Origin of the sequence: Pseudomonas sp. ACN8 (assembly GCF_002303925.1) — a bacterium.
Lineage (GTDB): Bacteria > Pseudomonadota > Gammaproteobacteria > Pseudomonadales > Pseudomonadaceae > Aquipseudomonas.
On record NZ_MRCS01000073.1, the window covers coordinates 1 to 21,461 of the forward strand.

The following is a 21,461-nucleotide window of genomic DNA, read 5'->3' on the forward strand; positions in this document are numbered from 1 at the left end:
CGGCGGCGCGGATGTTGCGGCAGAACTGGATGCCAAGCGGGCGATCAATCAGGGTTCGCGGTTGGCGGCGCAGTTGTAATAGCAGGCTCAGCATACCAATGGCTATCGCGAGCAGGCTCGCTCCCACCTTCGATCTGCTGAACGACACAGATTCAGTGTGGGAGCGAGCCTGCTCGCGATGGCTGTCTTTGAGCGACTAGAATGTAAATTCTTTTTTAGCTCAATCAGGCGCCAATGCTTCTCCCTCTCTCCACCTGGCTACCCCAGGCTCCCCTCCAACGCCTTGATCTCGACTGGCTCACTCAAGCCGGCATCGAAGTAGCGGTACTGCGTCTGGACCAGATCGACCCGCTGATCAGCGGCAACAAATGGTTCAAGCTCATCGAGCACCTGAAGACCGCCGAACGCCAGGGTGGCGAAGGCATCATCAGTCTCGGTGGCGCGCACTCCAATCACCTCCACGCATTGGCGGCGGCGGGCAAGCGCCTGGGCTTTGCCACTGTCGGCCTGTTGCGCGGGCATCCGCAGCAAACCCCGACGGTCAAGGACTTGCAGGCGTTCGGCATGGAGTTGCACTGGCTCGGTTACGCAGGCTATCGAGCCAGGCATGAAGAGGGTTTCTGGCGACCCTGGCAAACCCGCTACCCGACGTTGCATCCGGTGCCTGAAGGGGGAGGCGGTTTGCCTGGCGCCCAGGGCTGCATGCAACTGCGGGCCAGCGTTTGCGCGCAACTGGAGGGCTTGGGTTGGCGTGACTATGACGGTTGGTGGCTGGCCTGCGGAACCGGCACAACTCTGGCCGGCCTGGTGCTGGCCGAAGCGGGGGATCATCCGGTGTACGGTGCCCTGGCGGTGCCTGACGACCACGGTGTGGCGCAGCAGGTCGAGAGGATCGTGCAGGAAGCGGGGCTGATCAATGCAGTGTATGAGCTGTTCGAGGCCAGTCGCGGCGGGTTTGCCAAGGTTGATCCGCTGCTGCTCGACTTTATCGAACAGACAGAGCAGGCGGGAAGTATTCCATTGGAGCCGCTGTATACCGGCAAGGCACTCATGGCCCTCAAGCAACAAGTCGAGGCGGGGAAGTTCGCCCGGGGCACTCGGCTGATGTTCGTCCACACGGGCGGCTTGCAAGGGCGGCGGGGGTTCAACTCACAAGTCTGAAAGTCACCGAAAACCAATGTGGGAGCGAGCCTGCTCGCGATGGCGGTGTATCAGTCGACAAATGCGCCGAATGCAACACCCTCATCGCGAGCAAGCTCCCACATTGGAGTTCATTGGTCTCAGGCGTCGCGGTTCACCCGCTTGGGCATCATCCGCAGCAAGGTGTTATCGCCCACCACATAGTGGTGATACAGCCCGGCCGCGGCATGCAGGCCGATCAGCCAATAGCCGATAGTGCCGCCGAGCTCATGCCAGCCCTGGAGTTGTTTGGCCAGGTCCTTGTCTTCCGCTACCAGCATCGGCAGGTCGAAACCGTAGAACATCACCTGATTGCCTTTGGCGCTGGTGACCAGCCAGCCGAGAATCGGCGTGACGATCATGAAAATGTACAGCGCCCAGTGCATCAGCCTGGCCAGCGTCGTTTGCCAGTGCGGCGAGGCCGGGAAGATCTGCGGCGCCGGGCCGAGGCTGCGCGCGAACAGTCGCAGCCAGACCAGTACGAATACGGTCAGGCCGAGCATGAAGTGTGATTCGACGATCAGCGTGCGCCCACCACTGCCCTTGGGAAAGAGCCCGCGAAACTCGATACAGGCGTAAACCAGCACCAGCAGGACCAGCATCAACCAATGCAGCGCGATCGATACGGTGCTGTAGCGCGACTCGGAGTTTTTCCACGGCATACGGTGTTCCTCAGAGGTCCGGTTTAAAGCCACCGTTCTTGTCCGACGGTGTGCTCTAACTGTAATCCTGTTTCACCGGGTTTGCCTGAGACGATTGGTCGCTGGATGCTCTTGCTCTGGTAGCAGGGAGAAAAAATCTGCCGATTCACAGCGACGAAAAAGGGGACTTGCGTCCCCTTGCGGTGTTGCCTTGTACAGCCCTAAACCGTCAGTAGATGTCCTTCGACAACAAGGTGAACGGCGTCTTCACCAGAATCTTCAGGTCCAGCCACAACGACCAGTTGTTGATGTACTTGAGGTCGATCTCGACACGCTTCTGCATCTTGTCGATGGTGTCGGTCTCGCCACGGCAACCGTTGATCTGCGCCAGGCCAGTGATGCCCGGTTTGATTCGGTGGCGCGCCATGTAGGCGAGAATTTTCCCGGAATAGTAGTTGTTGTGCGCGATGGCATGAGGGCGCGGGCCGACCAGTGCCATTTGTCCTTGCAGCACATTGAACAGTTGCGGCAACTCGTCCAGCGAAGTGCGACGGATGAAGCGTCCGACGGCGGTGATACGCGAGTCGTTACGGCTGGCCTGCTTGACCTCATGGTCATCGTGCACGCGCATGGAGCGGAACTTCCAGACCTGAATCACCTTGCCGTTCCAGCCATGGCGGTCCTGCTTGAAGAACACCGGGCCGGGGGAGTTGAGCTTTACGGCCAGGGCAATGACCAGCAACACCGGGCTCAACAGGATAATGGCCAGCAGGGCCACGCTCTTTTCCACCAGGCTTTTACTGAGCGCGGCAGTGGGCCGGCTGGTCAGCGGACTTTCGTTCAAGTAGATCGCCGGCAGGCCGTCCACGACTTTCACCGAGTGATTGAGCAGCGTCAGGCTGTTCAAGTCCGGCACCCAGACCACGTCAACGTTGGCATCCAGCAAATCGACGTACAGGGCTTCGATTTTTGCCGCTTCCGACAGGGGCAGCGTGATGTACAAACGACGGATGTCATGGGTCTTGATCAGTTCCAGCAAGTCCTCCTGGGCACCGACGATGCGCGGTGCGCCCGGCTCCAGGGCAGGAAGGGCACCGTTGCTGACCAGGCCCACCAACGGCAGGTTTTCGAGGTCGCTCAGCTTGTTCGCCAATCCCAGCGCCAGTTCACCGGTGCCGACGATCAGGGTTTTATGCTCGCTTTTACGTGACCGCTGGTAGAACTTCGAGAACGCATGCAGCGGCGCATACAGCAACGCCTGGCCGAGGAAGCCGTACACCGCCCAACCCAGGATGACTTGTCGGGAAAACAGCTCATCGGCCTTGCAGATAAACGCGATGCAGGCCAGCGCGGCCATCGTCATGGACCAGCCCATGAACAGGCGTCCCAGCCCTGACAGATAATTGTCTCTTTTGCGGTACACACCACTGAACGTATAAGCCGGAACCGAGGCCAGTACGGCGAGCGTCGCGCACATTCTGTAATAGAATTCGACCGTTCCAGTGTGCCGCTCGGCAAGTATGAACAACAGGGAAACTACAAAGCCCTGTGCCAGCGCCCATTGCCCCCAAAAGGTAAGTCCCTTGAGGCCGGTGTTTCGATTGATACTAAGAGTAAGATCCATACAATATCCCCAAAAGACGTCTATTCAGGTTTCGACAGTGGAAATCCGAGTTGTTAAACAGACTTATTATTGTTGTTAGAGCGAGTGTCCTGAGGCAACAACGTCGATATGCCGAACTGTCGTCAGTCAATAGACTAAGTTATTGGCGGAGATGCTGTCTGACGAGTTCTAACAAGATGGCAAAGTGCCAACTATCAGGATTTTAGAAAAGGCCGAGCGTTAGAAAAGGTCGAATGGAAGGAGGTGAATAATTAGAGTGGTCTTTGGTATTGTAGGAGGGGTGGGGATGAGGGCGGTCTGATTGGCGCGGAGGTTGAAACCAAACAGAGTGCTTTTTTATTGTTGTAATCGCACTGTTTCTGTTTGTCTTATTCGCTAAAGGTGGAGGTGTTTACGCCACGACTTCTTGGATCAGGCAATAGCCGCGATTTCTTACTGCACGAAACAGCCGTTCACCATTGCTGGCACTTTTGAATTTGTCTTGCAGTCGACTCAGGCACATTTCCAGGCCGCGATATTGTTCCGGCTCCCTGCCGATGCTGAGGATCAGTTCGTCTCGACTGACGACACGCTCTTCATGGTGCAGCATTTTCTTTACCAGTGCGGCTTCCAATCCGGTCAGGCTGATCTCGACGCCCTCTTTTACCAATACGCTTTGATCCTTGTCGAGTTGCCAGGCTTCGCTGTATGGCGTGTCGCCCTCGATTGTTTGCGCAATATCGTTGGCTGCACCGGCTGTTGCCGGCATGCTGTGGAATGGATTCGTCGATTGCGCTGCCAGCCATTCGGACTCCAGGGTGGCCAATAGTCGCTGTGTATCATGCTCGATACTGCGCGCAACGTTTTTCCTTGAAACGCTTGGGTAGCGGAACTCCATCAGCACGGGAGCGGAAGAGGGCGACGCAGCACCTTCAATAAACATTTGTGCCTGGGAGGTGCCAAACGAGTTGAAGCGCTCACTGGACAAGAGGGTCTCAAGTTCACGCTGCGACGTAGTGCTGTGGGTCACGACGACAAAGTATTTCCTTGGGAGGGTTGTACTAGTTTCCATGTCTCTCTCCTGAAGTACACACCAAATTTGGCGAAAAGATGATCGGCAGGGGAGCAATGACTCCCTGGGAAGTGGTCGAAAGGCAGGGTCTGGGCCCAAATTTGGCCCTCGATAGGTTCCACTCGATCTGCTGCTATAGAATAAACTTTTATTGTTATGGTTCGATGTTGCCACGGTCATGGAATCGATAAATGCCTTTGGTATGAAATACAAAAAAAACGATGAAGTCTAGACTTTTGTCGTTAAGGAAATCGCCTGATTAATTGATACTAAAGCGCCATCTCTTCTGTGTATCAGGGGGTTGAGATCAGCCCCCTCATCAACCGGTAACCATGCCCCCGGATGCTCTGGATGGCGTTTGTGCCATACATGTCCTTGATTTTTCCACGAAGGCGGCTGATCGACTTTTCCAACGCCCTGGGGTCATAAAAGTTGGTGTTGAGCCCCATGATGTTGGCGATTTCATCGTGACTTAGTATGTGGTTACTGGTTTGCGCGAAGGCTTCGAGGATCTTCATTTCTGCAAAGGAGATGTCCAGCTTCTTGCTGGTGCCCAGTAGACAAATACGGGTCGGGTCCAATATCAAATTGATATCTCTTTGCCATTCTTCACTGTTGAAGAACTCGGCAAGCAACTCAGAGCTTTCATCGGAAAGGGTATTGAGCTTGATGCAGTAGTCGGCCCCCGCAAGATAGTACTTGATCTTGTTGTAGGTGCCTCGGCCCGTGATGACCGCGCAAATGATGGGTTTCAAGTTGCCGGTGCGCAGGTTTTCCACTAGCGCGAGGCTTTCCTCGAGGGCTTGGGGGCTGTCGATGATGATGAAGATGGCGCGATACGAACCAGGGCGTTCATTCTTCTTGAATGAACTAGTGTAAGAGTTGGCCTCTAGTGCCATATCGGTCCGCACATGCCTTGCGACTAGCGCTCTAAAATGTTCAGCCACGCCACGGGTACGACCTAGAGTGAGAACTCCGGGTTCATCGTTTGTCTGGCGCTGGCTTCTAGTCGCTAAGTTCCCTGTAAGCATCATGCATTGACTCGAATAGGTGCTGACATCGGGATGTTAAAGCACCGGTTCTCATCTGTGACTGACAATTGGTAACATTTGCGCGAATTTTAGACGTGGCTCCCGAGTTTTTTAACAATATTTAAGCTTTTCAAGCTTTTAGTTGATTTTCTCGGCGAGCTGAACTAGTGAAATATCATCGTTAGATGGTGGCAATATGAAATTGTGCCACTATTTTGAAACGATGGCGATTTGTTTTTTGTGTCCTTTTGCCACTGTTTGGCCCACTGCGTGCCACCATTCATGCCAGGGTGCTGAATCCAGTAAGACACATAATTAGTGTGAGAGCGATCACACTTTATTGAGTGGCGAGGCTTTTTTCTACTAAATAGCTAAATATATTTCCTAGCTGTTCGTACCCGGACGATTATTAACATGGCTTGAGTGTGTCTTTTGATAAGACATATTCTCCCTTGCTACATCAGGTAATGGGTGTGGATGTCTCGAATGTTTTGCTTGAGCTACTCAATATCTGAGTGCAGTTGACGGATCGTTCCCGCAGAACGGTCTGACGGAGGATTGATGGATTTCTGGACCCTTTTCAAAGTGTTGATCCTGGGCGCGGTAGAGGGCCTGACTGAGTTTTTGCCGATCTCCAGTACGGGCCACCAGATTATTGTTGCGGACTTGCTGGAATTTGGCGGTGAACGCGCCATGGCGTTCAATATCATTATTCAGCTGGGCGCAATCCTTGCTGTTGTCTGGGAGTTTCGCCGCAAGATTACAGAGATCGTCAAAGGACTGCCGACCCAACGCAATGCACAACGATTCACGCTGAACTTGCTGATCGGTTTTCTTCCGGCCGTGGTTCTGGGTGTCTTGTTCGCCGACCAGATTCATCACTACCTGTTCAACCCGATCACCGTGGCAGTCGCATTGGTCGTGGGCGGTATTGTCATGTTGTGGGCGGAGCAGAGGGACCACGTGGTGCACGTGGACCATGTCGACGACATGCGCTGGTCGGATGCACTGAAGGTAGGTTTCGCGCAATGCCTGGCGATGATACCGGGCACTTCCCGCTCCGGATCGACCATTATCGGCGGCTTGCTGTTTGGCCTGTCGCGCAAGGCAGCCACCGAGTACTCGTTCTTCCTGGCGATGCCCACCATGGTCGGTGCGGCGGTGTATTCAGGCTACAAGTACCGAGAGCTGTTCCAGGCTGGCGACCTGCCGGTTTTCGCCCTGGGCTTCGTCACGGCGTTCTTTTTCGCCATGATCGCCGTACGCGGCCTGCTCAAGTTCATTGCGAACCATAGTTATGCCGCCTTCGCGTGGTACCGGATCGTTTTCGGATTGTTGATCCTGGCAACCTGGGCATTCGGATGGGTGAACTGGACGGCGGCGACCGCCGGCTGACAGGCGAGCCAGGCGGATCAAACCGCCTGGCTGAAGTGACGAGAACAACCGGGCATTAGCGCCCTTCAAGCAGCTCCGCAGCTTGATCCAGCAAGGCCAGGGGCTCCTTGGCCTTGTGGATATCCACCGACAACAACTGCCGAAACTTGCGCGCCCCCGGGAACCCGGTGCCCAGCCCCAGCACATGGCGAGTGATGTGGTGCATCGAACCGCCAGCGTCGATGTGTGCAGCGATATAAGGCCGCAGCTGCGCCAGTGCTTCGGCACGGGTGATCACCGGCACCGTGCTGCCGAACAGCTGCTGATCCACCTCGGCCATCACATAAGGGTTGTGATACGCCTCGCGGCCCAACATCACACCGTCGAACGTCTGCAAATGTTCGTGACAGGCCTCCAGCGTCTTGATCCCGCCGTTGAGAATGATCTCCAGCTCGGGAAAATCCACCTTCAGCCGCGCCGCCACGTCATAACGCAGGGGCGGGATGTCGCGGTTTTCCTTCGGCGACAACCCCTCCAGAATCGCAATCCGCGCGTGCACGGTAAAACTGGTGCACCCGGCATCGCGCACCGTGCCGACGAAATCACACAGCTGCTCGTAACTGTCCCGCCCGTTGATCCCGATACGGTGCTTGACCGTCACCGGAATCGACACCGCATCCCGCATCGCCTTCACACAATCGGCCACCAGTTGCGGATGCCCCATCAGGCACGCGCCGATCATATTGTTCTGCACCCGATCACTCGGGCAGCCGACATTCAGGTTCACCTCGTCGTAACCATGCTCCTGCGCCATGCGCGCACACGCGGCCAGGTCCAGCGGGACACTGCCGCCGAGTTGCAGGGCGAGCGGGTGCTCGGCTTCGTTATGGCGAAGGAAGCGCTCGTGATCGCCGTTGAGCAGGGCACCAGTGGTGACCATTTCGGTGTAGAGCAGGGCGTTTTTCGACAGCAGGCGCAGGAAGAAGCGGCAGTGGCGGTCGGTCCAATCCATCATGGGCGCGACGGAGAAACGGCGGGAGAGCGGGGCGGGTGTGGCGGTGGTTACGGACATGGGGGATCTGGAATCGGTGAGGCTGGGAGGTGGGGAGTTTATCAGGAATGGGGCGGTGGGACCGAGGTGAGTCTTATAGCGATATTCGAGACATCGGACCGAGGGTGCGTGCGTGGACCCACTGGAAAATAGATCTGTCCCCTTTTTTCGCAAGGCCGGGAGCGTGCGCCACCTGCGTGAGGCAGACATCAACCAGGAAATCTATGGTTTACCCGAGTGGATGGCAGCCTCGCAGAGCGCGTTGCTCAATGAAAGTGCCACACTTTTCCACCGCAAATACTACCAGAACGGTAGTCATGCCGGCTTCATCAGGTACATGACCGACGCCGCTCAGAACGAGGATTTCGGGAACGACCTGCGATCGGCGATGAAGAGCAGCAAAGACCCGGGCAACTTCCGCAACTTGCTCATGTATGCATCTTGTGGCAAGAAGGATGGTCTGCAACTGATCCCCATCAGCGAGGTCGCGGCGAAGGATGACTTTGGGGCGATCAAGAACATTAGTCGCGACGATTTGCTCGCGGCACTGCGCATTCCGCCTCAATTGATGGGTATCGTGCCGCAGAACGCCGGGGGGGGATTCGGGAGGCAGCAGATATTTGGGCCCTCAATGAACTGGAGCCCATCCAGACCAGGCTTACCCAGGTTAATGACTGGATGGAGGAAGAAGTTGTTAAGTTCAAGCCTTTTGAAAATGGTTCACGTTGATTCTAAAAATGGGTTGGTTCTCCCCAATCGCCAAGGTTCGGGGAGCGCGTCAACGGGTTGCCATGAGTTGCATAAATTTCGTCCTGGGCGAAATTTAACATTCGAGATTCGATGTATTTATGGATCGCCGGCTTTAATGACTCATACCATTCAGGAGAAAGCGCAACGTTTTCACTGAGATCTAGTGCTGCATGTATTACGGCTATTGTGGGTGAGCCGGAATGTGCCAATGACTCAAAAAGTCTCAGTGGAGCGTCATTAGCAGTATCGAGCCAAGAAAAAATTGCAGCGCTACCGGTTTTTAGAGGGATGATCGAAACCATTACATGAGATATTTCGACAGTCCTGTCTGACAGGTTTTGAAGCCGATTTCCGTTAAAGTCGACGGTTGGCTCGACAGCGAAAGACGCTACTACCGACGGCGGCTCAGGGAAGATCAAAGCCCGAGACACAAGTCTCTCCCAATCTTTAGCTATCAGTATTTCATCCAGTCTGCTCTTCAGCGCTTCAATGTCTGATGCGCTTTCGAGAATCTCTGAAAGATATTTTTCAAACTCTTCTGAATACTGTACTTCTTCTTTGATGCTATGCATCGCAGCGTACTGTTCGGGGGACGGGGTGGACTCAAACTGTTTTCGCTTTAAATAGCTTTCGCGAGCTACGGCTCGGTATGCAAGCATGAACAGTTGCTCGGAGCTAAATTCGAATGGCCGAGTTTCAATGCACGCGAATAGATCACGATCATGTGTGCGGCAGAATCCATTGAAAACCGAAACATCTCTCAAACCTTGCAGCTCAAGGTTCAGTGGAAATTTTGAGCCATCTCCACTCAGGGTTCCACGCATAGCATAAACGCGACCGTCTCTTGATATCGGTCTTAAAAATGCTTCGAGGGACAGAGTGTGCGCAGATACGATTGGTCCTTCATGATCTTGGTGTGGTGCAAGGCACACCTTGCTCTGATAAAGCTTGATGAACCTGGCTCTATGCTGGCCTATGGCTCGTCGACGCTCGGCAGCTGCGCGCTCGGCTTCCTTCTGGCGATCTAACGCTTCCTGCACGCGTTCTTCTTTAGTGCCTCGTGATTTCGCCTGTCCCATTGCTTTTCCCCCAAACTCCCAAAAAGTTAGCAAATCATACAGCTACCGCCCAGAAACTTGCTGCATCTGACATGGCGCGCGGACTCATCCCCCGCCACGCCCGCGGTCCATACGTGTCGGAGTTTCGGCGCCGCCTCAGAGTTGTCCTGTGACCACAGTCACAGGGTTCTGCGAGAGCTGTCATTACAGACTAAAGTTGACGAAGACGTCATATGCACCATTGAGGGGCTTAGATTACAAAGCTGCGAGGATTGAAGAGGTTATGGTGCTGATACTGGCGAGGTGGGGCAGTGCAGACAACAGGGCCGAGACGACAGTCTTGCTGGGCTTCTGCGAAGCGAGGTTAGCTGCTACTGCGTCCACTATTTCAGAGGCATCCTTTCGCTGAGCGTCACCAAGCGTGGAGATCACCTGTCGGAGCGCGTCCACGTAGTCTTGCAGGTCATTCCCAATTGTGACGGTATTCGTTGAGTTGTCGACTGAGTCATGGTTCACCCGGGCATTGTGCCCGCTGATGTTGTACGTGATGCTTTGAACCCGTGCCTTAGCTTCAGGCACGCCAAGCTTCCTGACGCGTAGCTTGTAATGAGGGGGGAAACCATGGAACGCCTCATAGAAATCCGGATCGAGTACCTCGTAGGTTTCGATCGCACCATTGGACATACGCCGCTCAATTAGATCCCCGATCTCTACAACGACAGCAGGATTGTCCAAGTGAATCAGCGGCGATTGAACTGACGCTTTAAGCCCTTCTACTTTGTCACCGTTTTGCTTCTGGATGGCGATCGTGTCGTTCATAAACTCTTCGAACATCTCTTGCTCCTTGCATGTGGTGAAAGCCTAATTGGTTTCACTCGATATCAGACTGACACTACCGCTTTTCATCGGTTCAAACCAGCCAACTGCTGGCTTGAGTAAAGTAACTTCGGGGGGATTTAGAGTGTCGGATACTCAAACACCCCGCTTCTGGTGGTCTTGCCGGCAATAGGGCATTTCGGCCTGGCGCGCGCAGCCGTCCCCCCGCCACGCCTGCGGGCTAAATGTGTCGTTTTTTCTGCACTCCTGCAGGTGCTGCGGCGCGGGCCTGACTGGGCTTGCTCTGACGTTTCTGGGAGGGGAAAAGCCTGCGCATCCCTGCGAGGGAGCAAGTCCGGGGATCGAAGACGGCGAACTTGATGTCCAGCTCGACTAGGGTAGCTAGGCCATCGATGGACTTTCGGAAGTCGACTGGCTTGGGGTACAGATACACTTTTTCGACTTTTGCGTCGGGACGCATCATGGCGAATGGGCTCCAGAAAGAAATCGGGAGCACAGCATCCGGGATCACGCGGCGGCTTTGAATATGGGGTTCATGGTGGGCACAGGCAATGGTCCATCAGATGATGTGTACGTACGTTGCTGCACAAACACTACCAGGGACAGTAACTGTCATCAGCTGTGCACCGCGTTGACTAGGAGCCGCTTGAAGCCGTGAAATAGTGGAGCGGGTGAGGGGACTCGGGCACTCGTTATCAGCTTGGAATGCTCGTAACGAATGCCCAGATACGACTAATTGGCGGGCAGGATGTTTTTTAAGATGGGGGGAGATGTAATAGATAGTATGCGTAATTTCCCGCGACCCCAAGAGCTATTGCTGATGCAACTGAAATGAGTCTTCTTGCCAGCTTGAATCTTTCCTTTTTCTCTTCGCATTCTTTGTCTGAGGTATCTTTTTTTGTTAAAAGAATGTGCGATTTTTTCGTGGTATCAAATCCAAATAAAACTACAGCTGAAATTGCCATGCTGCAAATAAGGCTTAGCAGTTTGTATCCTGTTCCGATGGTGTGAAGTTGGTTGCTAGGTTGGAGAATTGTCAGAGCTAGGTTTAATTTTTCATCAATGTTCAATGATGTGAATGAAATACCGTTAGGCAAGGCTTTCATGAAAATGTCTGCTACTTCTTTTTGGCGAACCAGTTCCTCGATGTAGCCGGGCAAGAAGATTCCTGCCATTAAGAAAGTTGCTGCTAGGATGGATGTGATTGTATTTTGGTGTTTGTCAAGGAATGTTTCGGGTTTAAAACATGCCTCAACCTCACGCAAAAGTAGCGCAGTAACATCATCACCCCATGTTCTCTCTGTATGAGCTACGGTAAATGATGCTAGACCACCAGTAAACTCTGGAATTCGACCGAATATCGCACCTTGACGTGTAATCAAAATAGAGGGGTCTGATACAAAGCGAACTGAAATTTCTTGTTTTTCAGGGGATGGTTTCCCTGGAAAAATAACTAAATAGGTCCAGGTTAAGGCGATGCTGTTGGTAGTGGTGATTCTGGTTTCGTTAAAGTGAGCGAAACCTTTAACGGTAGTAATCGTTCTGTCGGGTGCATTGTGATAGCTAATTGTTGCTGAGAAGTCGACTAAGGATGACTTGGCTTGAAGTTTTATACGTTGATCTATTAAGTGGTGTAGGTTCATCAACCATGCATGATCAATTATGAATGAGCCAGCTTTTTGACCGTTTATAGTCTCTCGCTGACCAAGGAGGCTTGTAATAAAGTCTCCAAAATCTTTCTTCTTAATTGGTACTTGTATGAACTGATCGTCGGAATCATCATCAGATATTATTAGGTTTATATCACCGCCTGCCATGATTATTGTCCCTGTTTTAAGAGTTTTTTCGTTAAAAATAACTATTTAGGAACAGGACATTAATGACCTGTTGAAGGCATTTTGCCATGAACATTTAGGGGTGAATAGCAAAGGATGAAGCTCAGGACAGAGCACTGGTACAAAATTGGTACGTAGAAATTCTATGCTCCATATCATCCAGTGTTTTATGGGGTGCTAGCGTAGGTTCGTCCAATCCATCATCGGCACGTTTACACCCCAGCAGCAACCATGAATGCAAAGGGACGCCCCCGTAAGGCGCCCCATTTTTTTGCGTCAGGACGACTCAGCATCCATCCGCCGCGCAATCACATCCAACACATCACAACCATCGCGCAACGGCACGCAGCACAACAACGCAAAGTCGCTGAGAACCACCGTATCGCTGGTGATGTCACCACGCATAGCCAGATTTTCAAGAATCTGCGTTACCGCTCGGATTCTGTAACTGGCCGTGCTGAGCAGTGAGTGCAGAGGTTGTGTGGTGTTGACGAACAGCGAGGGGAGGTCATCGGCATTGCTGGTTAAAGCCATGTACTCATTCATAAGTGAAGCTCCATTAGTTCATGAGAGCTATCACTCAATCGTCGCCAAACGAGTGGGTGGTAGCCGTACGCGGGTTGGCGAACCGGGCAATGGAGAAACCGGCAGACCCTGAGGTCTCCCGCGCACAGCCACCATAAAACAGGCAGCCAAGTGCGTTCCGAAGCGCTCCGAATTGGTCGAAGGCTTCGGTTCAATTGCAATCGAGTCGCCAAACCCGAGACGCCGTAAGGGCGTGGGCCGGACTATAGGACTCGTGGCAAAGGCGCAGCAATGGCGGAGTGTACGGACAATTCCTGATGTCGTGTAGGACGCTGCTCTTTTTGAACACTGGCGCCGATTTTGAGACATCGCAATCCCTGAACCAACGCTGACTTGCCGAAAAGTTTCATGATGTTTCGTTTGGGTGAGGCATAGCATGTCCACCAAAGATCATGCCCCTCGCGCCTCAACCCACAGGAATCAAAAAATGATCGCAAACCTCGTCAAAGTCTCGCTGATGGCCGGAGCTTTGTTGTTGAGCGCCTGTTCGGGTATGAGCTCCCACAACGATTATTCGGCCGACTCCGTGCAGCCTGCCGGCTTCGGCCCGGGACCGACCAGCCGTACTCCCGACAAGATGAATTTCCACGGCAGCGCACTCGGCAACAGCTTTGGTGAATACGGTTCAGGTTTGCTGCACGACGACTGATACATGGTCCGCAATGAAGAAGGGCGCTCCTTTGGGGGCGCCCTTTTTTGTGCGAAAAGAATGATCCGTTACTTGGCGTCAGGCACCGCCAGCCACTGGCGCAGGATCTTCTGGTAGGTGCCTGTCGCCTTGGCCAAGTGCAACCACTGATCGATGTACAGCTTCCAGGTGATGTCGTCGCGGGGCAGCAGGTAGGCTTTTTCGCCGTACTGCATGTAGTGCGTGGGGTTGACCGCGCACAGGCCCGGCCTGAGCTTCTGCTGGTACAGCGCTTCCGAGGCATCGGTGATCATCACGTCGGCTTTTTTATCCAGCAGTTCCTGAAAGATGCTCACGTTGTCGTGCAGTCGCAAGTGCGCCTTGGGCAGGTAGGCGTGGACGAAGGCTTCGTTGGTGCCGCCGGCGGGTTCGACCAGGCGAACCGTTGGCTGGTTGATCTGTTCGACGGTCTGGTACCGCGCCTGGTCTTCGCAGCGCACCAGTGGGATTTTGCCGTCGACGTCGAGGATGCTGCTGAAGAAGGCTTTTTTCTGCCGTTCGAGGGTAACCGAGATGCCGCCCATGGCGATGTCGCACTTGCCGGCGAGCATGTCGGGCATCAGGGTTTTCCAGGTGGTGGGCACCCACTCGACCTTGACGCCAAGGCTGTCGGCCAGTGCGCGGGCCATGGCGATGTCGATGCCGGAATATTCGCCGTCCGCGGCCTTGAGGGTGTAGGGCTTGTAGTCGCCGGTGGTGCAGACCCGCAGTTGTCCCTGTTGCATGACGCTGTCCAGATGCGAAGGTTCTGCCTGAGCGCCAAGGGAAAGTGCGAGCAAGCCGCCGAGCATCATTGCTCTTTTGATTTTCGTCATTGTTATCGGGCTTTTGTGCTGGAGTGGTTTTGAAGGGAGAGTGTAGTGAAACTTTCACCGGTGGGAAAAATCAACGCCCCCTGAAGATGCCTCATTCCACTTCCGGACTCAACGTCCCCAACCACGCCACTAGCCCCACAATCAATACCGCCGCGGCCATTTCCACCACCACACTGCGCCGAAGTGCATGGGCTGCCGCGCGATATTGGCCGTCGCGCAACGACTGCTCCAGCAAGGGGCCAAGATGGAAGCGGTTCAACGCCGCCAACGCCAGCATCCCGGCAAACAGCAGCACTTTGATCGCCAGCAGAATTCCGTAGTGGCTGAGTAAAACCTCATCGAGCTTCGGCCCGACGATGTACAGGTAGTTCACCAAGCCCGTCACGGTGATGATCACAACGATCAGCGCACCGACAAGTTCGAATCGCTTGACCGCGTCGGCCAGCAAGCGAATGTGTGCTTCGGTTTGCAGGGCCCGGGGTTGAGCCATCAGGGCAAACGCGAGCAACGCGCCGAACCAGACGCCGGCCACCAACAGGTGCAGGATGTCTGCCGTAAAGTGCCAGTAGCGGTGACTGCCTTCGTCCATGGCGCCATGCCCGCTCCAGGCCAGGCTGGCGAGGGCGATGCCGCCGGCCGTGGCAGCGATCACCAGGCTGATACCGGGGGCGCGTGGGTTCAGTATCAACGCCAGCCCCACGACCGCTAACGCAATCATCCGCACAGCCCAGGCCAACCCGACGTCTGTCTCGAACAGCATCATCTCGATGTGAGGACGCAACTCGGCAACGTCTGATTCGCCGCTCATGGTACTCGCCATCAGCACCATGCCGGCGCTCGACAACAATGCCCCGAGCCCGGCAAAGCCCGCCAACAATCCGCAAAAGGGCAGCACGGTCCCCGAACGTCGGTCCCGTCCTTTGAGGCTATACAGCCCGAACAGTGCCACACCAAACAACAGCATCAGATCCGCATACAACACAAACCGCAGCACGACGTTGGCCGAGTCGCTCATCGATCATTTCACTTTGAAGGTGACGTTGCCGGTGATCGGGTGGGTGTCCGACGACACCGCGCGCCATTCGACCTTGTAAGTGCCGGCAGTCAGGGGTGCTGCCGGGATGATGAACATGGTCTTCGGGTCACTGCCGCCACTGACTTTGGCCTTGACCGGCATCGGGGCGTGGGCCATGCCGGCCATTTCGGTCATCAGCAGTTTGGCGCCGGAAAACTGGGTGACGAGGTTTTCGGAAAAGTGCAGTTCGATCTTGTCCGGCGATGCACCTTCTACGCCTTGCGCCGGGGTGGAAGAGAGTAGTTTGGGGTGCGCTTGAGCGAGGGTGCTGACAAGCAGGCCGCTGAGCAACGCGACTGCGATAGCGGTGGGTTTGATGAGGCGCATGCAAGGTCCTTTACCGCTTGAAGCGGTTGTTGTTGGTTTTGGGTGAGTCTGTTCAGAACCACAGCCGAACACCGAGCACCAGGCGTGCTTCGCTGCGGTCCTCGCCTTCGTCGTTGGCAAAGTCGGCGGTGTTGCCGTAGGTGCGGTTCCAGGTTACGCCGAGGTAGGGCGCGAATTCCCGGCGGATTTCGTAGCGCAGGCGCAGGCCGGCTTCGGTGTTGGACAGGCCCGCGCCGATACCCCGTTGCGGATCGTTTTTACCGTAGGCGTTGAGCTCGACGGTCGGCTGCAGGATCAGCCGGTTGGTCAGCAGGATGTCGTAGTCGCCTTCCAGCCGCACGGCGCTCTGGCCGCCTTCGCCGATGAAGGCCGTGGCTTCGGCCTCGAAGTTGTACAGCGCCATACCCTGCACGCCGAACGCGGCCCAGGTTTGCGGGGCGCCGGGTTTGAAGTCCTGGCGCACGCCGCTGACGACGTCCCACCACGGGGAAATGGCGTGGCCCCACAGGGCCTGGATTTCCGCGTCTTCGGTCACGCCGTTGGTGCGTTCACCTTCGGAGCGCAGCCACAGGCGATCGATGTCACCGCCGACCCAACCGGACAAATCCCAGGCCAGGGTGCTGCCGTCGTCGGCGTCCTGCCACTCCAGTTTGTCGGCGAGGAAAAAGGAATTGAGCGTGCTGTCGTGTACGTGGTGGCCGGCGGGATCGGCATACACCGCAGCGCGATCGGCATCGGTCAGCACCGGGATCGGCGTACGGCTTTCGCTGGGCGCGGCGGGCTGCATCTGGCCGTCGTCCATGCCTTGCATCTGGGTGTGGTCCATCTGACTGTGGTCCATGCCTTGCATCTGACCATGGTCCATCTGGCTGTGATCCATGCCTTGCATGTCATCGCTGGCGGCCATCGCCGTCGAGGTCGCGAGTGCCAAAAAAAACGGGGTGAATCGAATCATGGGGTGCACCTCATTCTTCCACGCGAACTTCACGGAACATGCCCATTTCCATGTGGTACAGGAGATGGCAGTGATAGGCCCAGCGGCCGAGCGCATCGGCGGTGACCCGATAGCTGCGCCGGGAGCCCGGCGGCATGTCGATGGTGTGTTTGCGCACCATGAACTGGCCATTCTCGTCTTCGAGGTCGCTCCACATTCCGTGCAGGTGGATGGGGTGCATCATCATCGTGTCGTTGACCAGCACGATCCGCAGCCGCTCGCCGTACTTGAGGCGCAGGGGCTCTGCATCAGAGAACTTCACGCCGTTGAACGACCAGGCGAATTTTTCCATGTGGCCGGTCAGGTGCAACTCGATGCTGCGGCCAGGCTCGCGGCCGTCCGGGTCTTCGAAGGTGCTGCGCAGGTCGGAATAGGTGAGCACGCGGCGACCGTTGTTGCGCAGGCCCATGCCCGGATCGTCGAGTTTCGGTGAGGTGGACATGGCTTGCATGTCCACCAGTGGGTTGTCGGTTTCCGAGGCCGGGTGGGACTGCATGCCGGGCATGTCGCCCATGTCCATGTTGCTGTGATCCATGCCCGCCATGCTGCCGTGGTCCATGCCGCCCATGCCCATGTCTTCCATGGTCACCAGCGGGCGCGGGTCCAGTGGCGGCAGTGGTGCAACCTGTCCCGCCTTCACCGCCAGGGTGCCCCGTGCGTAGCCGGTGCGATCCATCGCCTGGGCGAACAGGGTGTAGGCCGCTTCGGTCGGCTCGACGATAACGTCGAAGGTCTCCGCCACGGCAATGCGAAATTCGTCGACGCTCACCGGTTTGACGTGCAGGCCATCGGCAGCGACCACGGTCATTTTCAGGCCGGGGATGCGCACGTCGAAGTAGGTCATGGACGAGCCGTTGATGAAGCGCAGCCGCAGCTTTTCCCCCGGGCGGAACACCCCGGTCCAGTTCGAATCGGGCGCCTGGCCGTTCAACAGGTAGGTGTAGGTGGCGCCGCCGACGTCCGCCAGGTCGGTGGGGTTCATCTTCATCTCGGCCCACATCTTGCGATCGGCGACGGCCGGCCCCCAGCCTTTTTCGCTGACGTCGTGGATGAAGTCGCCCACGGTGCGTTTGTTGAAGTTGTAGTAATCGGACTGCTTTTTCAGGGCCTTCATCAGGCCGACCGGGTCTTCGTCGGTCCAGTCGCTGAGCATCACCACGTAATCGCGGTCGTACTGGAACGGCTCCGGGTCTTTGGCGTCGATCACCAGCGGGCCGTAGACGCCGGATTGTTCCTGGAACCCTGAGTGGCTGTGATACCAGTAGGTGCCGTTCTGCCGCACGGTGAACTGATAGACGTACAGGCCGCCGGGCTCGATGCCCTTGAAGCTCAGCCCCGGCACGCCGTCCATGTTGGCTGGCAGCAAGATGCCGTGCCAGTGAATGGAGGTGCTGTCCTTGAGTCTGTTGCGCACCCGCAGCGTCACCGTATCGCCTTCACGCCAGCGCAGCAGCGGGCCGGGAATGCCGCCGTTGATGGTCATGGCGGTGCGCGGGTTGCCGCTGAAGTTGACCGGGGATTCGCCGACGAACAGGTCGAAGTCGCTACCCGCCAACACCTGCGGTTCGCCGGGGCTGCTGATCGCCCAGACCGGCGTGCGCCATAACCCGAGGCCGCCGAAGAGCCCGCCGATGGCCAGGCCTTTGACGAAGGTGCGTCTTGAAGTGTGGGAGTGCATGCCGTGTGTTCCGCCCGTCAGCCTGTTGAACTTGCCGATGAGTCTAGCGGGCGGTGCTTTCAGCAGGCTGAGGCGAAGATTACATTTTTGACAGGTTGGGCGTCGTTTTCTGGCTTGAAGTGGACTTTTCCCTCGAGGCCACGGTGTCGCCGCCGCAGTTGATGTAGGAAGACGACTTCAGCCAGCGTTGGTCCGGGTAGTAGGAAAACAACAATTGCCCGTCCTTCATCGAATCAATCAGCCGATGGGCAATCGCCGGTCTGACGGCCGGGCAACCGAGGCTGCGGCCGATTCGGCCATTGGCGCGAGCCAGCACCGGGCTGACATAGGGCGCGCCGTGAATGACGATGGCCCGGTCAAAGGCGTTATCGTTGAAGCCGGGCTCCAGGCCTTCCATGCGCAACGAGTAACCGTTCTGGCCGAGGTAGCTTTGCTGGGTGCGGAACAGGCCGAGGCTGGTGGCGTGGCTTTCATTGCGGTTGGAGAACAGCGTGGCCATGTTTTCACCGCTGTTGCGGCCATGGGCGACCAGCTCGTGAAACAGCAACTTGCGCCGCTTGAGATCAAAGACCCACAGGCGTTGTTCGGTCGAGGGCAGGGAGTAATCGATCACCGCCAGTCTTTGGGCGGGGGCAACGCCTTGGGCGCGGATGCATTGGGTGGCCCGAACGGCCAGGGCAATCACTTTGGCGTCGGCGCCGGGGGCTGCTTTGACCAGCGCGTTTTCAAGCGAATCGGCGTAGGCTGACGTTACTGAAAGGCACGTCAGTAAAATGGCAAATAAAAGGCCAAAGCGGTTTAGCGCCATAGTCGGGTCTCATCATGATAATTTCGAGTCTAGCTGGCGGCGAGTGGAAAGCTAGCCGTTTGAAACGGGGGATTAAGGATTATCCATGGTGCAATTAACAAGGTCATTCGTCATAAGCCGCATGTTTTTTATGGGCTTTCTGATCAGCGGTGCGGCGGTTGGGCAAATTTCGCCGATTGAGCCGGTATCGGTGGCGAGCAGCACAATCGATGCCGCCGTGCCCGGCGATGCGGTCGGCCATGCGATTCAGGCGGCGCTGGAACCGCTGCGGTCGGCTTTTCCGCCGTTGCTCACCTCCAGGCGCCATCAGCGGGTGGATGTCAGCCGGGTGGTGCTCGATTTCTATATGCATCGCAACTATCGCGCCGCGTGGACGGATGATCGTGACGTGGCGCAATTACTCAAGAGCCTCGAAGACACCCGGATCGACGGCCTGAACCCGGCGGATTTTCGCATCACCGAACTGGCCCGGGCCCATGAGTCGCTGGCGGCGGCCATGCCTTCCACGGCGCAACGGGCAATGTTCGACATGGCGGCGACCCGCACCTTCATCACCGCGCTGCTGCAATTGCGGCGGGGCAAAGTCGATCCGTCGCGGCTGGACATTCACTGGAATTTCGAACCTGCCGGCGGCAATGCCCGCGAGGACATGAACAATCTGTTCGCCGCCCTCGATGACCATGACGTGGCGCGTGCCTTTGCCGAGGCACCTCCTCAGGAAGAGATTTACCGCAACTTGCGTGAGGGCCTGGCCCGGTTGCGCCAGGTCCGTGATGCGGGCGGCTGGCCGAAAGTCGCCGAAGGTCAATCGCTCAAGCCGGGCATGGACGGGGTGGCGGTCGCACAATTGCGTGCGCGTCTGGTGGCGGGCGGTTACCTGGACCCGCACTTGTCGAAAAAAGCCGGTTATGACGACAAGGTCATTGCCGCGGTGAAGAAATATCAGGCCGAGCAATACCTGGGGGCCGATGGTGTGGCGGGGGCGGCGACGCTGGCGGCCCTGAACGTGCCTGTCGAGGCGCGGATCGATCAGGTGCGGGTCAACATGGAGCGTGCCCGCTGGCTGTTGTACAAGCTTCAGGGCACGTTTGTGATCGTCGATATCGCCGGCTACAAGGTGGCGATGTATCGCGACGGTCTGCCGATCTGGCATTCGCGGGTGCAAGTCGGTAAACCGGTGCGCAGTACGCCGGTGTTCCAGGCCGAAATCACCTACATCACCTTCAACCCGACCTGGACCGTGCCGCCGACCATCCTCAAGCAGGACGTGATTCCGAAAGTCCAGAACGATCCGGGCTACCTGGCGGCGAACCGGATTCGTGTGCTTGATCGCGAAGGCAATGTGCTCGACCCGTCGGACGTTGACTGGAGCAATCCGCGAGGCATCCATCTGCGTCAGGATGCCGGCCCCGACAGTTCGCTGGGGCAGGTGGTGATCCGTTTCCCCAACGACTATGCGATTTACCTGCACGACACACCGCACCGCGAGCTGTTCGCCAAAACGGTCCGGGCCACCAGCTCAGGCTGCATCCGTGTGGAAAACCCGCTGCAACTGGTCGAACTGTTGTTCAACGACCCGGTGCGCTGGAACAGCGCCGGCATCCAGAAGCAGTTGGCCAATGGCCGGACCGAGAACGTCCTGCTACCGGTGAAAGTGCCGGTGTTGTTGGCTTACTGGACCGTGGACCTGAGCAAGGACGGGCGGGTGACGTTCAAGCCTGACATTTATGATTACGATGCCAGGGTGTTGCAGGGCTTGAGTCAGCCTGTGAAATTACCCGCCCTGGACTTGCGTCTTGCAGAGGTGCCGCTGGTGGTGACGGGGCAGAGCAAACAGTAATGAATCACACCCCGGACCTTGTGGGAGCGAGCCTGCTCGCGATGGACTCAAGAACGCCGCGTTTAGCCAGTAAGTACGCGTTATCGTTAACGACCATCGCGAGCAGGCTCGCTCCTACAGGGTTTGTGGCATTCAACAAACTGGTATTCAGCCAATCCCCTAAAGCGCCAACCCTTGTTGCACCACCACAAGCAGATCGGTTTCCGTCAGCGCCACCGCA

20 protein-coding genes and 1 pseudogene are annotated in these 21,461 nt (G+C 56.5%); 6 read left to right on the top strand and 15 right to left on the bottom strand.

Translation table 11 applies throughout. The features are described from left to right. Together BSF44_RS31205 and BSF44_RS27535 are read left to right on the top strand one after the other, a co-directional pair. Positions 1-79 (top strand): hypothetical protein (locus BSF44_RS31205; RefSeq protein ID WP_371918300.1); only part of this gene is annotated, 79 nt, incomplete at its 5' end. Between the two features lie 155 nt (positions 80-234). Further along, positions 235-1,161, top strand: a complete 927-nt coding sequence (locus tag BSF44_RS27535; RefSeq protein ID WP_095946164.1) for a 1-aminocyclopropane-1-carboxylate deaminase/D-cysteine desulfhydrase — start codon at positions 235-237, stop codon at positions 1,159-1,161. 119 nt (positions 1,162-1,280) lie between these two features. Here the strand turns inward: BSF44_RS27535 and BSF44_RS27540 are convergent, their stop codons facing one another. The 4 genes from BSF44_RS27540 to BSF44_RS27555 all read right to left on the bottom strand — a co-directional run bounded on the left by BSF44_RS27540 (position 1,281) and on the right by BSF44_RS27555 (position 5,529). Then, positions 1,281-1,841, bottom strand: a complete 561-nt coding sequence (locus tag BSF44_RS27540) for a cytochrome b (RefSeq protein ID WP_095946165.1) — start codon at positions 1,839-1,841, stop codon at positions 1,281-1,283. A gap of 208 nt (positions 1,842-2,049) precedes the next feature. After that, positions 2,050-3,444 (bottom strand): undecaprenyl-phosphate glucose phosphotransferase, encoded by a 1,395-nt coding sequence (locus BSF44_RS27545; protein ID WP_095946166.1) that lies wholly within the window; start codon positions 3,442-3,444, stop codon positions 2,050-2,052. A gap of 391 nt (positions 3,445-3,835) precedes the next feature. Further along, positions 3,836-4,495, bottom strand: a complete 660-nt coding sequence (locus BSF44_RS27550) for a winged helix-turn-helix domain-containing protein (RefSeq protein WP_095946167.1) — start codon at positions 4,493-4,495, stop codon at positions 3,836-3,838. Positions 4,496-4,788: 293 nt separating this feature from the next. Then, on the bottom strand, positions 4,789-5,529 hold the full coding sequence (locus tag BSF44_RS27555) for a winged helix-turn-helix domain-containing protein (protein WP_095946168.1): 741 nt from the start codon (positions 5,527-5,529) through the stop codon (positions 4,789-4,791). Positions 5,530-6,087: 558 nt separating this feature from the next. Here BSF44_RS27555 and BSF44_RS27560 point away from each other — a divergent pair. After that, positions 6,088-6,921, top strand: coding sequence for an undecaprenyl-diphosphate phosphatase (locus BSF44_RS27560; RefSeq protein WP_095946169.1), 834 nt, complete (start codon positions 6,088-6,090; stop codon positions 6,919-6,921). A gap of 55 nt (positions 6,922-6,976) precedes the next feature. Here BSF44_RS27560 and dusA read toward each other — a convergent pair whose 3' ends face one another. After that, a complete protein-coding gene (gene dusA, locus BSF44_RS27565) occupies positions 6,977-7,972 on the bottom strand; it encodes a tRNA dihydrouridine(20/20a) synthase DusA (RefSeq protein ID WP_095946170.1) in 996 nt (331 codons plus the stop codon). Positions 7,973-8,129: 157 nt separating this feature from the next. Between dusA and BSF44_RS30890 the strand changes: the two are divergent. Beyond that, a pseudogene (locus BSF44_RS30890) lies at positions 8,130-8,680 on the top strand (phage portal protein); the annotation flags it as partial. 2 nt (positions 8,681-8,682) lie between these two features. On the opposite strand, the gene BSF44_RS27575 reads toward BSF44_RS30890, so the two are convergent. From BSF44_RS27575 to BSF44_RS27590, 4 genes are all read right to left on the bottom strand, one after another. Then, positions 8,683-9,780 carry a hypothetical protein gene (locus BSF44_RS27575; RefSeq protein ID WP_141250102.1) on the bottom strand — a complete coding sequence of 366 codons (1,098 nt, stop codon included), beginning with the start codon at positions 9,778-9,780 and terminating at the stop codon, positions 8,683-8,685. 234 nt (positions 9,781-10,014) lie between these two features. Next, a complete protein-coding gene (locus BSF44_RS27580) occupies positions 10,015-10,593 on the bottom strand; it encodes a hypothetical protein (protein ID WP_095946172.1) in 579 nt (192 codons plus the stop codon). A gap of 758 nt (positions 10,594-11,351) precedes the next feature. Then, complete coding sequence (locus tag BSF44_RS30175) at positions 11,352-12,413, bottom strand: hypothetical protein (RefSeq protein ID WP_141250103.1); 1,062 nt, start codon at positions 12,411-12,413, stop codon at positions 11,352-11,354. Positions 12,414-12,707: 294 nt separating this feature from the next. Beyond that, entirely contained in the window at positions 12,708-12,977 is a 270-nt protein-coding gene (locus BSF44_RS27590; protein ID WP_095946173.1) for a short-chain dehydrogenase, read from the bottom strand. Between the two features lie 466 nt (positions 12,978-13,443). Here BSF44_RS27590 and BSF44_RS27595 point away from each other — a divergent pair, with 466 nt between their 5' ends. After that, positions 13,444-13,665, top strand: a complete 222-nt coding sequence (locus BSF44_RS27595; protein WP_095946174.1) for a hypothetical protein — start codon at positions 13,444-13,446, stop codon at positions 13,663-13,665. Positions 13,666-13,733: 68 nt separating this feature from the next. Here BSF44_RS27595 and BSF44_RS27600 read toward each other — a convergent pair whose 3' ends face one another. The 6 genes from BSF44_RS27600 to BSF44_RS27625 all read right to left on the bottom strand — a co-directional run bounded on the left by BSF44_RS27600 (position 13,734) and on the right by BSF44_RS27625 (position 19,401). Then, complete coding sequence (locus BSF44_RS27600; protein ID WP_095946175.1) at positions 13,734-14,519, bottom strand: transporter substrate-binding domain-containing protein; 786 nt, start codon at positions 14,517-14,519, stop codon at positions 13,734-13,736. Between the two features lie 91 nt (positions 14,520-14,610). Next, on the bottom strand, positions 14,611-15,534 hold the full coding sequence (gene copD, locus BSF44_RS27605; RefSeq protein WP_095946176.1) for a copper homeostasis membrane protein CopD: 924 nt from the start codon (positions 15,532-15,534) through the stop codon (positions 14,611-14,613). Between the two features lie 3 nt (positions 15,535-15,537). Continuing rightward, a complete protein-coding gene (gene copC / locus BSF44_RS27610) occupies positions 15,538-15,921 on the bottom strand; it encodes a copper homeostasis periplasmic binding protein CopC (protein ID WP_095946177.1) in 384 nt (127 codons plus the stop codon). A gap of 52 nt (positions 15,922-15,973) precedes the next feature. Next, on the bottom strand, positions 15,974-16,876 hold the full coding sequence (locus BSF44_RS27615; protein ID WP_095946178.1) for a copper resistance protein B: 903 nt from the start codon (positions 16,874-16,876) through the stop codon (positions 15,974-15,976). Between the two features lie 10 nt (positions 16,877-16,886). Then, positions 16,887-18,593 carry a copper resistance system multicopper oxidase gene (locus tag BSF44_RS27620; RefSeq protein WP_095946179.1) on the bottom strand — a complete coding sequence of 569 codons (1,707 nt, stop codon included), beginning with the start codon at positions 18,591-18,593 and terminating at the stop codon, positions 16,887-16,889. Between the two features lie 79 nt (positions 18,594-18,672). Further along, positions 18,673-19,401: a murein L,D-transpeptidase catalytic domain family protein gene (locus BSF44_RS27625; protein WP_095946180.1), complete on the bottom strand. Its 729-nt coding sequence runs from the start codon at positions 19,399-19,401 to the stop codon at positions 18,673-18,675. Positions 19,402-19,486: 85 nt separating this feature from the next. Between BSF44_RS27625 and BSF44_RS27630 the strand changes: the two genes are divergently transcribed. Then, positions 19,487-21,241 carry a murein L,D-transpeptidase gene (locus BSF44_RS27630; RefSeq protein ID WP_095946181.1) on the top strand — a complete coding sequence of 585 codons (1,755 nt, stop codon included), beginning with the start codon at positions 19,487-19,489 and terminating at the stop codon, positions 21,239-21,241. Positions 21,242-21,461 lie beyond the last annotated feature (220 nt).

Excerpts from the sequence above, each read along its gene's own strand:
- BSF44_RS27535 (WP_095946164.1), top strand. The coding sequence starts at position 235 with ATGCTTCTCCCTCTCTCCACCTGGCTACCCCAGGCTCCCCTCCAACGC.
- BSF44_RS27540 (WP_095946165.1), bottom strand. The coding sequence starts at position 1,841 with ATGCCGTGGAAAAACTCCGAGTCGCGCTACAGCACCGTATCGATCGCG.
- BSF44_RS27545 (WP_095946166.1), bottom strand. The coding sequence starts at position 3,444 with ATGGATCTTACTCTTAGTATCAATCGAAACACCGGCCTCAAGGGACTT.
- BSF44_RS27550 (WP_095946167.1), bottom strand. The coding sequence starts at position 4,495 with ATGGAAACTAGTACAACCCTCCCAAGGAAATACTTTGTCGTCGTGACC.
- BSF44_RS27555 (WP_095946168.1), bottom strand. The coding sequence starts at position 5,529 with ATGATGCTTACAGGGAACTTAGCGACTAGAAGCCAGCGCCAGACAAAC.
- BSF44_RS27560 (WP_095946169.1), top strand. The coding sequence starts at position 6,088 with ATGGATTTCTGGACCCTTTTCAAAGTGTTGATCCTGGGCGCGGTAGAG.
- dusA (WP_095946170.1), bottom strand. The coding sequence starts at position 7,972 with ATGTCCGTAACCACCGCCACACCCGCCCCGCTCTCCCGCCGTTTCTCC.
- BSF44_RS27575 (WP_141250102.1), bottom strand. The coding sequence starts at position 9,780 with ATGGGACAGGCGAAATCACGAGGCACTAAAGAAGAACGCGTGCAGGAA.
- BSF44_RS27580 (WP_095946172.1), bottom strand. The coding sequence starts at position 10,593 with ATGTTCGAAGAGTTTATGAACGACACGATCGCCATCCAGAAGCAAAAC.
- BSF44_RS30175 (WP_141250103.1), bottom strand. The coding sequence starts at position 12,413 with ATGGCAGGCGGTGATATAAACCTAATAATATCTGATGATGATTCCGAC.
- BSF44_RS27590 (WP_095946173.1), bottom strand. The coding sequence starts at position 12,977 with ATGAATGAGTACATGGCTTTAACCAGCAATGCCGATGACCTCCCCTCG.
- BSF44_RS27595 (WP_095946174.1), top strand. The coding sequence starts at position 13,444 with ATGATCGCAAACCTCGTCAAAGTCTCGCTGATGGCCGGAGCTTTGTTG.
- BSF44_RS27600 (WP_095946175.1), bottom strand. The coding sequence starts at position 14,519 with ATGACGAAAATCAAAAGAGCAATGATGCTCGGCGGCTTGCTCGCACTT.
- copD (WP_095946176.1), bottom strand. The coding sequence starts at position 15,534 with ATGAGCGACTCGGCCAACGTCGTGCTGCGGTTTGTGTTGTATGCGGAT.
- copC (WP_095946177.1), bottom strand. The coding sequence starts at position 15,921 with ATGCGCCTCATCAAACCCACCGCTATCGCAGTCGCGTTGCTCAGCGGC.
- BSF44_RS27615 (WP_095946178.1), bottom strand. The coding sequence starts at position 16,876 with ATGATTCGATTCACCCCGTTTTTTTTGGCACTCGCGACCTCGACGGCG.
- BSF44_RS27620 (WP_095946179.1), bottom strand. The coding sequence starts at position 18,593 with ATGCACTCCCACACTTCAAGACGCACCTTCGTCAAAGGCCTGGCCATC.
- BSF44_RS27625 (WP_095946180.1), bottom strand. The coding sequence starts at position 19,401 with ATGGCGCTAAACCGCTTTGGCCTTTTATTTGCCATTTTACTGACGTGC.
- BSF44_RS27630 (WP_095946181.1), top strand. The coding sequence starts at position 19,487 with ATGGTGCAATTAACAAGGTCATTCGTCATAAGCCGCATGTTTTTTATG.